Source organism: Nocardia alni (assembly GCF_019038435.1).
Classification (GTDB): Bacteria; Actinomycetota; Actinomycetes; order Mycobacteriales; family Mycobacteriaceae; genus Nocardia; species Nocardia alni.
The window spans coordinates 11,974-25,133 of the sequence record NZ_JAGPOX010000078.1 but is presented as its reverse complement, the minus strand read 5'-3'; the positions used below and the strand labels follow the sequence as shown (position 1 = coordinate 25,133).

Sequence of the window (13,160 nt, the reverse complement as noted above, 5' to 3'; positions counted from 1 at the left end):
GTGTGCCGGCGAGCACACTGATATGACGACGAGTTGAGCTCACCCACCCCGCCGACCGTCCCAGTTCTCGGCGCACCTGGCCCAACCTCCTGCGCGAAAGGCTCCGGCCGGGCTTCAATGGGGAAGCGTCATCCGATGGAGGTCCCCCATGATCGATCACCGTGCCGACCTTCCGGCACCGGCAACCCCCGCCGACGCGCCGCACTCGGTGGTGGCGCTGGTGGACGCCGGCTCGTCCGTGGAGCGCGAATTGATCGGCGGATGGCTGGCCGAGGGCGGAATCGCGGCGGAACTCGGCGTCGACGCGCCGGTCACCCAGTTGGATCTGGACGCCGGCGCGGTGGCGGCACGGCTGGTCGAGCGCCGGGACGATCCACTGGTGGTGCCGATCCGGGTACTGTGGCTACCGCCGGAGCGAGATGGCGTGCGCCGCACCACCTTTACCGATCTGGTCACGCTCAGCAATCCACGCAGCCCGCGTCGGCTGCTACAGCGACGCCTGGTCAACGCCGCACCCGATCGCCATCTGGTGCTCACCGGTCAGCCCGCGCGGCTGAGTGACTTGCGCGCAAACAACCCGACGGTCGCCCGAATCGCGGAATCATTCGCGCGGGCCATCGTTCGCGCCGGGGTCGTCGCGCTCGAGCGCGCCGAACGCGCCGTGATCGGCGACCGCTACAAGGTGCCGCGACTGGTCGTCGAGGAGATTCTGGATTCCCCGGAATTCCTGCGCCGCCTCGATGCGATCGCCGCGGATTCCGGCACGAATTCGCGCGAGGTGTATCGCCGCGCGGAGAAGGGGCTGCGCGAACTGGTGGCGGCACAGAGCCGTCTGGTCTCGGACCTGTTCACCCAGGCCATGCGCCCGGTGCACGCCTCGGCGTGGCAGGTCGAGGCCGATACGTCCGGCCTGGCGGGTCTGCGCCGCCTCAATCAGCGTCACCCCCTGGTCTTCCTGCCCTCGCACCGCTCGTATGTCGACGCCTTCGTGCTCGGTGATGCCTTGGCCCGCAATGATTTTCCACCCAATCATGTGATCGGCGGCGCGAACCTCCGGTTCTGGCCGATGGGCCCGATCGCCCGGCGCACCGGCGCGGTGTTCATTCGCCGCAGCTTCGGCGACGACGCGGTGTACAAGGCCGTGGTCGAGGAATACTTCGCGTATCTGCTGGCCAAGCGGTTCAACATGGAGTGGTACTTCGAGGGCGGCCGCACCCGGACCGGAAAGCTCCGACCGCCGCGCTACGGCCTGCTGAACTATCTCGCCGCCGCGATCCGTTCCCGCCGCATCGAGGATGTGATGCTGGTGCCGGTCTCGATCACCTACGAACGACTGAACGAACTGGGCGCCATCGCCACCGAGCAGGTAGGCGGCGTCAAGAAGGCCGAGAACCTGCCGTGGCTGGCGAAATACATTCGCAACCAACAGCATTCGGCCGGACACGTCTACGTACGATTCGGCGAGCCGCTGTCGGCACGCGAACACCTGAGCGCACACGGCGACCCGCTGACCCCCGATCCCGGTCCCGCCGAACCACTGTCGGCCGAGGTCCAGGAATTGGAGCGGAAGGCCGTGCAGCGCTTGGCTTTCGAGGTCGCGGTCGGAATCAACGCGGTCACACCCATAACCCTCAACGCCCTGGTCACACTGGTGCTGCTGGGTGTGCACGAGCGCGCGCTGACGCTCGGCGAGGTACGCATGGCGCTGGAGCCGGTGCTCGGCTACATCCGGCGTCGGGCGCTGCCCAGCGGCGAGCTCGATACCCTGCACGAGGATCACGGCCTCGCCGTCGTGCTCGACCAGCTGTCGGTGGCGAAGGTGGTGACGGTCTACCGCGGCGGTCTGGAACCGGTGTATTCGATCCAGTCCGGCGCATATCTGGAGGCCGCGTTCTATCGCAACAGCGCCGTGCACTGGTTCGTCAATCGTGCCATCCTCGAGCTGGCGGTTCTGGCTGCGGTGGAGGCGCCCGAAGGCGCCCAGCTGGAGGCCGGCTGGGACGCGGCGTATCGGCTGCGCGATCTGCTGAAGTTCGAGTTCTTCTTCCCCGAGCGCGCCGAGTTCGCCGCCGAGATGACCGCGGAGATGCTGCTGGCGGACCCGCAGTGGCACAGCCGCACCGCCGACGGAACCGTCGGGGCCGACATTCTGGCCCGCCTGGCCGATTCCGGCTTCATCATGGCCCACCGCGTACTGCGCTCGTTCTTCGACGCGCAGCTGGTGGTGGCGGAACGGCTGGCCGCCCAGGATCCGGCCGTGCTGGATCGCAAGCAGTTCATCGATGAATGCCTGGCCGTCGGGCAGCAGATGCTGTTGCAACAGCAGTTGCACAGCCACGAGTCGGTGTCATCGGAATTGTTCGCCAGCGCGCTGAAACTCGCCGACAACCACGGGCTGCTCGTCGCCGAGGGCAGCACCGTCGACACGGACGAATTGCGCCGCCGCCGTCGGGCTTTCGCCGACGAACTGCGTACCATCGGCGACCGGATCTCGCGCGCCGCCGCCCAGGACCCGTCGAACCGCCATGGCTGAGACGTCACGGTCCCTCGACGAGGCCATCGCCGCCGTGCGCTCCGGCCCACAGGGGCCGCGGGTTCCGGCGATCTTCGATTTCGGCGGCACCGTCGTGCACGGCTTCACTCCGGGTGCGATCACCGGACAGCTGCGGCGGCGGGGAATCGACGCCAGGCTGACGGAAACTCTGCTGTGGAGTATCCGCGGCGCCCGCGCCGAGGGCGAGTACGAACGGTTCCTGCAGCACATGATGCACTCCTGGGCAGGGCATCCGGAGACCGAACTGGCCGACCTCGGCGAGGAACTGTTTCGCCGCACGATCTACGGCCATCTCTATCCCGAGGCGTGGCGGCTGATCCGCGCGCACGAGGCCGCGGGGCACACCCTGATCCTGGCCACCTGCCTGACCCGATTCCAGGCGCAGCCCGCCGCAAGGGAACTGGGCTTCCATCACGTGCTCTACACCCCGATGGCCGTGCAGGAGGGCGTACTCACCGGCCATGTCGATGGAAAACCGCTGTGGCGCAACGGAAAGGCCGATGCCGTACAGCGGTTCGCGGCCACGCACGGTCTGGATCTGTCCCAGGGTCACGGCTACGCCGATGCCGCACCCGACCTACCCCTGCTGGAACTGATGGGGCATCCGACGGCGGTGAATCCGGATCCACGGATGGCGACGCACGCCGCCGACCGGGAGTGGCCGATCCTGCGCTTTCGCCCACGCGATGATGCCGGGCCGCGTGACATCGCCCGCACGACAAGCGGTTTCGCCGGTCTGCTGGGCGGCGCCGCGTTCGGGGTCGCGCTGGCGTCCGCCACCCGCGACCGGCGGCGCATGGTCGATTCGATGATCACCCACGCCGCCGCGGCCACCCTGCGGGCCGGCGGTGTGCGGGTTCGGGTCACCGGCGCGCAGCACGCCCGCTCACCGCGTCCGGCGGTCTTCGCCTTCAATCACCAGAGCCAGTTCGACATGGTGGTGCTGGCCGCCGTCCTGGGCGGGGGTTTCACCGGAATCGTGAAGCAGGAGATCACCGCGAATCCGATCTTCGGGCCGCTGCTGCGTTTCGCGGGTGCGACCTTCATCGATCGGTCGGACTCCGCGGGCGCGCGGGCCGCGCTCGCACCGGTGGTGAGCACCCTGCGAGGGGGTCTGTCGGTGGTGATCGCCCCGGAGGGCACCCGATCCCTGACGCCGCGGATCGGCCCGTTCAAGAAGGGGGCCTTCCATATCGCGAGACAGGCTGGGGTGCCGGTTGTTCCACTGGTCATCCGCAATGCGGGCGAGATCGCCTGGCGCAATTCCGCGATCGTGCGCCGCGGCGTCGTCGACGTGGCGGTGCTGCCGCCGATCGATGTGAGCGGCTGGGCCGCAGACGAGTTGGACACCCAGGTCGAACGGGTGCGTCAGCTGTTCGTGGACACGCTGCTGAACTGGCCCGCACCGGCCGGGGAACCGGCTCGCTAGACCTGCCTGCCGAACAACAGCTTCCACGGCATCGCGGCGGATTCCAGCTGTACCTTCAGGCTCATCTTGGACGCGCCCTTGGTGCGCTCCTCGAATCGGATCGGCACCTCGGCGATGGAAACGCCGCGCTTGATGGTCCGGTAGTTCATCTCGACCTGGAACGAATAGCCGTTGCTGCGAATCGAGGCGACGTCGATGGCCCGCAGTGTATCGGCCTTCCACGCCTTGAATCCGGCGGTGGCGTCCTTGACGCCCATCCGCAGGATCGCGTTGACATAGAAGTTGGCCCAGGCCGACAGCGCCTTGCGGTACCACTTCCACTCCGTGGCGGTGGACCCGCCCGGCACGTAGCGGGATCCGAGCACCACACCGGCGCCGGAGGTTTCCAGCTTGTCGAGCATGGCCGGAATGACATCGGCCGGATGCGACAGATCCGCGTCCATCTGGATGATGACATCCGCGCCCTCGTCGAGCGCCCGGGTGATGCCCGCGATGTAGGCGCGGCCGAGCCCGTCCTTCTCGGTGCGGTGCAGGACGCCGAGATTTTCCGGCCGCTCGGCGGCCAGCTTGTCGGCGAACTCACCGGTGCCGTCGGGTGAGTTGTCGTCGACGACGAGGATGTGCAGATCCGCGATCGCCAGCGCGGTCAGCCGATCCACCGCCACCGGCAGGTTCTCCCGCTCGTTGTAGGTCGGCACCACAACGGTCACCTTCAAGGGTCACCCTCCGCTCGATTGCCCGCGCACGTCGCGTGTTCTCACAGACCGTAGCGGATCCACGTTACACGGGGTCGTGTGGCCCGGCTGACCTGCACTATCCGCCCGCTCTAGCCGCCGTCGTACGCGTCCCCGCGCGTATTACGCTCCCGGACGATCTCCAGCGCCCGCTCGGCAGTAACCCGATCCGGATAGGGCCCCATACGATCCGCGAACCAGCACCGCTTACTCTGCTCGGCCCGCCGATGCTTCAGGCAGAAGTACCAATCCGAATCCGGCTCACCCATGTGATCATGATCCCACTCCCCTCGAATCCGGCATAACAACCTCCCCTAATCCCGAACCGAACTCGCCCCGTATATCCCCCATCCACCCCCTAATCCCATTGCGCTTCTACACATCCCACCCACCCCAAACTCAATCGCCCATCCACCCCCGGAACAACATGACACGACAAATAGTTTCAACACGTGACATCAAGCTCGAACAATTAACCCCACCCACCGAAAAAATAGAGCACAAAGCCCCTCCCACAGAACCCCGGCCGATTTCCCCCAACCACGTCCGACTGATCGGTACGCCCCGCCCAATCCAATTACAGGCCACATCCCCGCAACCCGAGTGGCTCAACCATCCCGACGACACCAAGATCGAGATAAACCCAACGGAGACCTCCACCCGAACGGGAGTCCTGATTCCCGCCCGAATGAGATCACCTCATGCAGAGAATCCAGTTGGAATGAGAACCAGATGGCGAATCGATCACTAGAAGCCGAAACCGAGATCAACCAGGCCACCGCCGAGAAACCAGGGGATCCGGGGACGGAGCCCTCCCGGACATGGGGAGGGCGTGCCCGCATACAGGGGAAGACCCTGAGAAGGTGGCCAAGGCCGGGATCGAACCGGCGACCTTCCGCTTTTCAGGCGGACGCTCGTACCAACTGAGCTACCTGGCCGGGGGCACCCGAACCGAATGCCTACATACAGTCTTGCGACCCTGACGGGACTCGAACCCGCGACCTCCGCCGTGACAGGGCGGCGCGCTAACCAACTGCGCCACAGGGCCTTGCTCTGCTCTCAACGGTCGCATGACCGTACCCCCTACGGGATTCGAACCCGCGCTACCGCCTTGAAAGGGCGGCGTCCTAGGCCGCTAGACGAAGGGGGCCCGCCGGATTTCTCCGGTCCGTTTCTCAACGGCTTCCGTTGGGAGCTGGGATAGCTTATGACAGCTGCGCCGTGAAACCCAAATCGGCTGGTCAGGGCCCCGGCTACTCAGACGTTGAGATCTTCCAGCCGTGCGGCGGCCCGCCAGCCGCTGACACGGAACTCATCGAGCCATTCGGGGGTTGTCATGGACTCGACGATGACCTCGAGCGCCTCGGTATACCGGGCACGCAGGTCGACCGGGCCGCCGGCCAGGTCGGTGATGTATCGCTGTCCGGCAAGCGACGCGGTGAGCGTGCGGGCGAACCGGTCCGGATCCGCGTCGTGGCGCAGCTGCTTCTGGTCGATGGCGCGCACGGCCAGCAGCCGTACGGCGCGTCCGAGGATGCGCCCGCCCCCGGCCTGCACGTCGCGATAGAACTCCGGCTCGATGATCAGCCGGAACTCCGCCTGGATGATGATGTCGTTGTCCAGGCGCAACGCGATCTCGTCGAGCATCCCGCGCAGGATGTCGAGGGCGCCGAGATCGGTTCGGGCGAGCCATCGTTCAGTGCTCGCCCGATACCGCTCGACCGCGGCGTCCAGGACCGCGCGCGCCAGATCTTCCTTGGAGTCGAAGTGAAAGTACATCGCCCCCTTGGTGGCGCGCGACCCTTCCAATATGCGGTTCAACGATGCCGCCGCATAGCCGCTTTTCCCGAATTCGACCGCGGCCGACCTGATGATCGCCGCGCGAGTCCGGCGGGCCCGCTCTTGCTGCCGTGCCATGCTCGAAACGCCTCCGAAGCTACTTACCGCCACAGGACCCCCCGTTGGGAACAGTCCTCGATGCGAGTTATGAGATTTTTTGAATACTAAGATCCGGGCTACCGACCGGTTTTTCAAACTTCAAGTACGGAAAGTCGGGAGAAAACCGGAAACACACCAGCTGGTATAGTTCTGCAAGCCCGGGTGCGCCGCAGGGGGTGCGCACCCGGGCGTTTTGTTCGTGTCGGATCTGCCTCCTGCGACGCGGTCTCCAAGGCCTCGCGAACGGCCAAACCGGTCGCGACACATGCGGGCACATCAACCATAGGCCGAATCCCCTCCCACCGGGGCACACCCGGTTCTTCCGGAATTCACCAACGGGTCACCGTACCCGCTATCGATGTCCATCGTGAGCCGTACCGGAAAGTCAGTTCGCCAAATCACCTTTCCTCCGTTTGGGGCAAATATTCGGTTACTCATTTCAGGGTGGCTCCTTTCGCGAATTCCACCAGGCCACAGCAGGTTCCCCGCCGGACCTTCCCGGCTCGCCAGCTAACCATTCAGCTCAGCAGACCCGACCGCCGACGAGCCGTCGCCGGCCGGTTGATTTCATCATGCTCGCCTTCATTGTCAATTACCTTGCCACGCACCGTGATTGGAAGATGTTGACACACTTCGCCGCCGAAACAAATTGGAGCGAACGGGATTACCCCGAACACTGAACTCGGCCTTCGGAGGTCGCAGCGGGGCGTGCGGGGCGTGCTCGCCGAGGCAGGAGTGAGGCAGGGGAAGGGCGGAATAGGGCGTCGGCCGACGAGACCGATCACTCGCGGATGTGTGGCAATCCCGCAGACGCGCCCGCCGCGAATGCCGCAAGACTCCGATTACCAGCACAAACACCCACACTCAGCGCATCGGCCGGATACCGGTTACCACTTCCGCGATCGGCCCATTAGACTTGCGGACCGCGCCCCTATAGCTCAGTTGGTAGAGCTACGGACTTTTAATCCGCAGGTCCCAGGTTCGAGCCCTGGTGGGGGCACACCATCGACCGGCCGCGGCGACGTCTGCGGCCGGTCGCTTCGTCCACGGGGAGTTCGCGGTGGGATCACCTGTCTCCCACCGGACGAGGCATATGTGTAGCGCCACAGCGGTGAGGGACGATCCCTATGAGAGGGCACGTACGCCTAAACTCGTAGCGGGTTCCACCCCGCCGCCTGGACGTATGAGTTCCATCACCGAGCGGAAAAACGGGTTCCGGTGCGTTTCGCATCACACCTACGGTGCCGTAAGGTATGGGCGGCAGCGTACGGCCGGAGGGCACGGGGTAGTGCACGATCGAGAGGGGGGCGACGGGCACCATGGCAGGACGAGACTGAAGGGCGTAAATATGGCAAGGGATCTGACTCAACTCGAGCTACTGACGGAGTTGGAGCCGGTTGCCGCGGAGAACGTCAACCGTCACCTCTCGCTGGCTAAGGAATGGCACCCCCACGACTATGTGCCGTGGGATGAGGGCCGTAACTTCGCCGCACTCGGCGGTGTGGACTGGGATCCGGAGCAGTCGAAACTGAGCGAGCTGGCCAAAGCGGCCATGATCACCAATCTGCTCACCGAGGACAATCTGCCCTCGTATCACCGCGAGATCGCCGAGAACTTCTCCCAGGACGGCGCCTGGGGCACCTGGGTGGGCCGCTGGACCGCCGAGGAGAACCGCCACGGCATCGCCATCCGCGACTACCTCGTGGTCACCCGCGGCGTCGACCCGGTCGCCCTCGAGCAGGCCCGCATGATCCACATGACCAACGGCTTCGCCTCCCCGGCCGATCAATTGCTGGAGAGCCAGGCCGGATTCCTGTTCTCGGTCGCCTACGTGACCTTCCAGGAACTGGCCACCCGGGTCGCGCACCGCAACACCGGCAAGGTCTGCGACGACCCCATCGCCGACCGCCTGCTCCAGCGCGTAGCGGCCGACGAGAACCTGCACATGATCTTCTACCGCAACATGTGCGGCGCGGCGCTGGACCTGTCCCCCGATCAGACAATCGACGCCATCACCCTCATTCTGGAGAACTTCCAGATGCCCGGTGCGGGCATGCCCAACTTCCGCCGCAACGGCGTGCTCATGGCCAAACACGGCATCTACGATCTGCGCCAGCACCTCGAGGAGGTCATCCAGCCGGTGCTCAAGAAGTGGGACATCTTCGAGCGCACCGACTTCACCCCCCGTGGTGAGGAGATCCGCGATCGCTTGGCCGCCTTCCTCGACAAGATGAGCAAGGACGTCGTGCGCTTCGAGGAACAGCGCGACCGCATGCTCGCCCGCGAGGCCGCCAAGCGCGAGCGCGAACTCACCGGCGCCTCCGTCCACTGAGTTCACCCGTCCGTCGGCTCGAAGCGGCCGATCCAGACGAAAAGCCGAGTGCCGCCTACCGAATCCGGTAGGCGGCACTCGGGCACTATGTCGTAGGCACAGGCGGGGGCCAGGTTTCGAGCTGGGACATCAGGGCCTGCTGACTGGCATGCACATGCCGGCGCATGCAGTTCTCCGCACCGATGCCGTCCTTGGCGATGATCAGCTCCAGGACCGTGTGGTGCTCGGATTCGGACTCGAGCGAGCGTCCCGGTTGGGCCAGTGAGGTTTTCACCAGGCGCCCGTAGGCCAGCTGGTTCATCAGCAGGCGGTAGTGGGTGGCCAGCTTCCCGTTGTCCGCACCCGCGATGAGGATCTCGTGGAACTCGTGCACCAATTGGGCATAGCGCTCCACGTTCCCCTCCGCGACGGCGATATCGGACTCGTGGACGTTGTCGCGCATCGCCGCGAGTTCCGGAATGTCGCCGCGGGCGGCCATCAGCCGCGCCGCGCCGCCCTCGAGCAGCTGCTTCATCTCGAACAGCTCGTTGAGCTCGCGCCGGGACGGCACCGAGACGAAAGTGCCGATCCGCGGCCTGATTTCGATCAGACCCTCGATCTGCAACTGCTTCAACGCCTCTCGGATGGGCGTGCGGCTGACCCCGAACGTCTCCGCGAGGGAGATCTCGGACAGCGGCTGCCCGGGGGCGAGCTCGCCGGAGATGATCATCTCCCGCAGTCCGTCGGCCGCCCGCTCCTGAAAGTTGCTGGTGTCGAGCCTGCGTGACGTGGCGACCATCGTTTACCCCCTCGGCGGTGTCCCAGTGGATGTCACCGCTACCGTACCGGCACTTGTATACATGCGAGATCTCCTGGTGGTGTCAGCGGAACGCGGGAACCACTTCGTCGATGAACAACTGGAGGGACCTGCGCTTCTGCTCGTGCGACAGGCTGTTGTCGGTCCAGAAGCTGAATTCGTCGACTCCGAGGTCCCGGTAGAACTTCAGCCGATCGATGACCTCGGCGGGTGTGCCGATCATCGCGGTCTTGTGCAGCGATTCGGGCGAGAACTCCGGCCGCTCGGCGAATTTCGATTCCGGGCTCGGTTCGAGGAACCCGTTGTCCGGAGTGGTCTTGTTGCCGAACCAGGCATCGAAGGTGCGGTAGAACTTCTGGATGCCCTCGGCCGCGGGCCGCCAGCCGTCCGGTTCGTCGGCCGGGTGGACATAGGTGTGGCGCAGCACCATGATCTGAGGCTTGGGCACTTCGGGGTGATTGTCCACGGCGGTATCGAATTTGCGCTTGAGGTCTACTACCTCGTCGTCATCCTTCATCAACGGGGTGACCATGACGTTGCATCCCTGGGCGACGGCGAAGTCGTGTGAGTCGGGGTCGCGGGCGGCGATCCACATGGGCGGCGTGGGCTGCTGCACCGGTTTCGGGACACTGGTCGCGGTCGGGAACTGCCAGATCTCGCCGTCGTGGGCGTAGTTGCCCTGCCACAGCGCGCGGACGGCGGGCACCAACTCGCGCAGGTGCTTGCCGCCCTCGGTGGCGGACAGACCGCCTGCGAGGCGGTCGAATTCGATCTGGTACGCGCCGCGGGCCAGGCCGACCTCCATGCGTCCGTTGCTGATCACGTCCAGCAGCGCGCACTCGCCCGCGGCCCGGATCGGATTCCAGAACGGCGCGATGATCGTGCCCGCACCGAGCCGGATCGTCGAGGTCTGCCCGGCCAGATACCCCAGCAGCGGCATGGGCGAGGGCGAGATCGTGTACTCCATCGCGTGATGCTCACCGACCCACACGGTCTCGAACCCGCCGGCCTCGGCCATGAGCGTCAGCTCGGTCAGATTCTCGAACAGTTGCCGGTGGGACACGCTGTCGTCCCAGCGCTCCATGTGTACGAACAGCGAAAACCTCACTGCTGCTCCTCCTTTACGAAAAACTTTGCGAATATGTGTGCGGGGCGGCCGAACTCAGCTGCGCATGGTGAACGGATCCGCGACGGGCTCCTCGCTGGTGTTGATCCACACGCTCTTGAGCCGGGTGTATTCCTTGACTGTCTCGGTGCCGTGCTCGACGCCGACGCCGCTGCTCTTGAAACCCTGCCGCGGAGACATCGGCGACATCGCACGGTAGGTGTTGACCCAGATCGTGCCCGCGTCCAGCCGTGCGGACACCCGATGCGCGCGAGCCAAATTCGTCGTCCACACGCCGGCCGCGAGGCCGTAGTCGGTGTCGTTGGCCAGTCGCAGGACCTCGTCCTCGGTCTCGAACGGCATGATCGCCACGACCGGGCCGAAGATCTCCTCGCGGACCACCCGCATATCGTTGTCGACGTCGACCAGCACCGTGGGCTCGTAGAAGTACCCGCCCAGCCCACCGTCGCCGGCCTTCCCGCCGGTGAGCACTCGCGCACCCTCGTCGCGACCGAGATCGACGTAGCCGGCGACCTTGTCGCGCTGTGCGGCGAAGGCCAGCGGCCCGAGTTCGGTCTCCGGGGCCAGCGGATCGCCGATCCGAATCGTCTTGGCGCGCTCGGTGACTCGTTCGAGCAGCTCGTCGTAGACCGCGCGATGGGCGAACACACGACTGCCCGCGATACAGGTCTGCCCCGCGGCGGCGAAGATTCCCGCGACAACGCCCATCGCGGCGTTGGCCACATCGGCATCCTCGAAGACGATATTCGGTGACTTCCCGCCCAGCTCCAGGGTCGAGCCGATGAACCGGCGGGCCGTGGCCGCCGCGATGCGCGCACCGGTCGCCGTGCTGCCGGTGAACGAGATCTTCGCCAGATCATGGTGATCGACCAGCGCCTGACCGGCCTCGGCGCCGAACCCGGTGACCACATTGACCGCGCCGGCGGGGAATCCGGCTTCCAAGGCCAGTTCGGCCAGGCGCAGCGCCGAACGCGAGGTGTGCTCCGAGGGCTTGATCACCACGGTGTTCCCGACGCTCAGCGCGGGCGCGAGCTTGCTGGTGGTCAGGGTGAGCGGGGAGTTCCACGGAGTGATCGCACCGACCACCCCGAGCGGCTCGCGCAGCGTGTAGTTGAGTACCGCGCGGTCGGAGGTCGGGACGACCTCGCCGTGGATCTTGTCGGCCAATCCGGCGTAGTAATAGTAGTACTCGGGCACCGTGGCCAGCTGTCCACGCATCTCGCGCAACAGCTTTCCGTTGTCCAGCACCTCCATCCGGGCCAGTTCCTCGGCGTTCTCACCGATCAGATCGCCCAGACGGCGCAGCAGACGACCGCGACGGGTCTGGCTCAGATCACGCCACCCGGCGTCCTCGAACGCCGACTTCGCCGCCGCGACAGCACGATCGATGTCGGCAGCGGTGCCGCGGGCAGCCAGGTACAGCGCCTGTCCTGTGGCCGGGTTGGTGCTCTCGAAGTACTCACCGGACTCGGGGGCCACGTGCTGCCCGCCGATGAAGTGCTGCAATTGCTCGAGGTCAGACATGGGCGTGCGCTCCGATGAAAGTGGTTATGGTGTCGGCGAATTCGCGCGGGCGCTGGATGGGAAGCATGTGCCGTGCGTCCGGGACGATCACCGCGCGGCAGTCGGGCAGCGCTGCGGCCAGCCGATGCGTCATCTCCGGCGTGGAACCCGGATCCTCGCTTCCGGTAATGGCCAGGGCGGGCACGGTGATCTCACCGAGTACCGGCGCGAGTTCGGCGTCCGCCGTGGCGAATACGCGGTAACAATTGACGAAGGATCCAATATCGTTGGCCGCCAGCACCGCCCGAGTCCTGCTCACCCATTCGGGAGCGACGTCGGTGCCGTCGTACCACCGGGCGATCGATGCGGCGGTGCTGCGGGCGAAATCGGTTCGCGCGGTGCGTAACCGGCCCAGCACGGCCTCGCGCTCGGCCTCGGTGCGCCGGCATACCGAGCTGACCGAGGTCAGGGTGGCCACGAGTTCCGGACGGTGCAGCGCCAGATGCTGGGCGATGAGCGCACCCAGCGAGAAGCCCACCAGATGCGAGCCGGGAGGTATTTCGCCGGCCACCCCCTCAGAGAGGTCGGCGAGTGTTGTGCCCTCCGCGGCCGCGGGTCGCGACCCATGCCCGGGCAGGTCCGGGATGACCAAGGTGAACCGGTCGGCCAGCAGCGCCGCGACCGGCTCCCACATCGTGTGGTCGAGCCCGACACCGTGCAGCAGCACCATGGTCGGCGTTGTCATGGA

10 protein-coding genes and 4 tRNA genes are annotated in these 13,160 nt (G+C 66.0%); 4 read left to right on the top strand and 10 right to left on the bottom strand.

Features of this window, described 5'->3' with window-relative positions:
- Window positions 1-148: 148 nt before the first annotated feature.
- A complete protein-coding gene (locus JZ791_RS26445; RefSeq protein ID WP_216897936.1) occupies window positions 149-2,533 on the top strand; it encodes a glycerol-3-phosphate 1-O-acyltransferase in 2,385 nt (794 codons plus the stop codon).
- A complete protein-coding gene (locus tag JZ791_RS26440; protein ID WP_216897935.1) occupies window positions 2,526-3,983 on the top strand; it encodes an HAD-IB family hydrolase in 1,458 nt (485 codons plus the stop codon). The genes JZ791_RS26445 and JZ791_RS26440 overlap by 8 nt, the downstream gene beginning before the upstream one ends.
- Here JZ791_RS26440 and JZ791_RS26435 read toward each other — a convergent pair.
- The 6 genes from JZ791_RS26435 to JZ791_RS26410 all read right to left on the bottom strand — a co-directional run bounded on the left by JZ791_RS26435 (window position 3,980) and on the right by JZ791_RS26410 (window position 6,634).
- Window positions 3,980-4,681, bottom strand: a complete 702-nt coding sequence (locus tag JZ791_RS26435) for a polyprenol monophosphomannose synthase (protein ID WP_216897953.1) — start codon at window positions 4,679-4,681, stop codon at window positions 3,980-3,982. The two genes, JZ791_RS26440 and JZ791_RS26435, sit on opposite strands and share 4 nt — an antisense overlap.
- 128 nt (window positions 4,682-4,809) lie before the next feature.
- Window positions 4,810-4,986 carry a hypothetical protein gene (locus JZ791_RS26430; protein WP_216897934.1) on the bottom strand — a complete coding sequence of 59 codons (177 nt, stop codon included), beginning with the start codon at window positions 4,984-4,986 and terminating at the stop codon, window positions 4,810-4,812.
- Window positions 4,987-5,581: 595 nt separating this feature from the next.
- A tRNA-Phe gene (locus tag JZ791_RS26425) sits at window positions 5,582-5,655 on the bottom strand.
- Between the two features lie 36 nt (window positions 5,656-5,691).
- Window positions 5,692-5,765 (bottom strand) — tRNA-Asp (locus JZ791_RS26420).
- A gap of 29 nt (window positions 5,766-5,794) precedes the next feature.
- Window positions 5,795-5,867: transfer RNA gene (locus JZ791_RS26415), tRNA-Glu, on the bottom strand.
- 107 nt (window positions 5,868-5,974) lie between these two features.
- Entirely contained in the window at window positions 5,975-6,634 is a 660-nt protein-coding gene (locus JZ791_RS26410; protein WP_216897933.1) for a TetR family transcriptional regulator, read from the bottom strand.
- A gap of 948 nt (window positions 6,635-7,582) precedes the next feature.
- Between JZ791_RS26410 and JZ791_RS26405 the strand changes: the two genes are divergently transcribed.
- Together JZ791_RS26405 and JZ791_RS26400 are read left to right on the top strand one after the other, a co-directional pair.
- Window positions 7,583-7,655: transfer RNA gene (locus tag JZ791_RS26405), tRNA-Lys, on the top strand.
- A 348-nt stretch (window positions 7,656-8,003) separates the two neighbouring features.
- Window positions 8,004-8,987, top strand: a complete 984-nt coding sequence (locus JZ791_RS26400; RefSeq protein WP_216897932.1) for an acyl-ACP desaturase — start codon at window positions 8,004-8,006, stop codon at window positions 8,985-8,987.
- 85 nt (window positions 8,988-9,072) lie between these two features.
- Here the strand turns inward: JZ791_RS26400 and JZ791_RS26395 are convergent, their stop codons facing one another.
- The 4 genes from JZ791_RS26395 to JZ791_RS26380 form a co-directional block, all read right to left on the bottom strand.
- Window positions 9,073-9,765 (bottom strand): GntR family transcriptional regulator, encoded by a 693-nt coding sequence (locus JZ791_RS26395; protein WP_216897931.1) that lies wholly within the window; start codon window positions 9,763-9,765, stop codon window positions 9,073-9,075.
- Between the two features lie 82 nt (window positions 9,766-9,847).
- A complete protein-coding gene (locus JZ791_RS26390; protein WP_216897930.1) occupies window positions 9,848-10,891 on the bottom strand; it encodes an LLM class flavin-dependent oxidoreductase in 1,044 nt (347 codons plus the stop codon).
- Between the two features lie 54 nt (window positions 10,892-10,945).
- Window positions 10,946-12,433, bottom strand: coding sequence for an aldehyde dehydrogenase (locus tag JZ791_RS26385; protein ID WP_216897929.1), 1,488 nt, complete (start codon window positions 12,431-12,433; stop codon window positions 10,946-10,948).
- On the bottom strand, window positions 12,426-13,157 hold the full coding sequence (locus tag JZ791_RS26380) for an alpha/beta fold hydrolase (RefSeq protein ID WP_216897928.1): 732 nt from the start codon (window positions 13,155-13,157) through the stop codon (window positions 12,426-12,428). Before JZ791_RS26380 ends, JZ791_RS26385 begins: the two co-directional genes overlap by 8 nt.
- Between the last annotated feature and the right edge of the window lie 3 nt (window positions 13,158-13,160).

What these genes read in the sequence shown, in the direction of transcription:
- JZ791_RS26440 (WP_216897935.1), top strand. Translation starts at nt 2,526, where the DNA reads ATGGCTGAGACGTCACGGTCCCTCGACGAGGCCATCGCCGCCGTGCGC.
- JZ791_RS26395 (WP_216897931.1), bottom strand. Translation starts at nt 9,765, where the DNA reads ATGGTCGCCACGTCACGCAGGCTCGACACCAGCAACTTTCAGGAGCGG.
- JZ791_RS26430 (WP_216897934.1), bottom strand. Translation starts at nt 4,986, where the DNA reads ATGGGTGAGCCGGATTCGGATTGGTACTTCTGCCTGAAGCATCGGCGG.
- JZ791_RS26385 (WP_216897929.1), bottom strand. Translation starts at nt 12,433, where the DNA reads ATGTCTGACCTCGAGCAATTGCAGCACTTCATCGGCGGGCAGCACGTG.
- JZ791_RS26380 (WP_216897928.1), bottom strand. Translation starts at nt 13,157, where the DNA reads ATGACAACGCCGACCATGGTGCTGCTGCACGGTGTCGGGCTCGACCAC.
- JZ791_RS26445 (WP_216897936.1), top strand. Translation starts at nt 149, where the DNA reads ATGATCGATCACCGTGCCGACCTTCCGGCACCGGCAACCCCCGCCGAC.
- JZ791_RS26410 (WP_216897933.1), bottom strand. Translation starts at nt 6,634, where the DNA reads ATGGCACGGCAGCAAGAGCGGGCCCGCCGGACTCGCGCGGCGATCATC.
- JZ791_RS26400 (WP_216897932.1), top strand. Translation starts at nt 8,004, where the DNA reads ATGGCAAGGGATCTGACTCAACTCGAGCTACTGACGGAGTTGGAGCCG.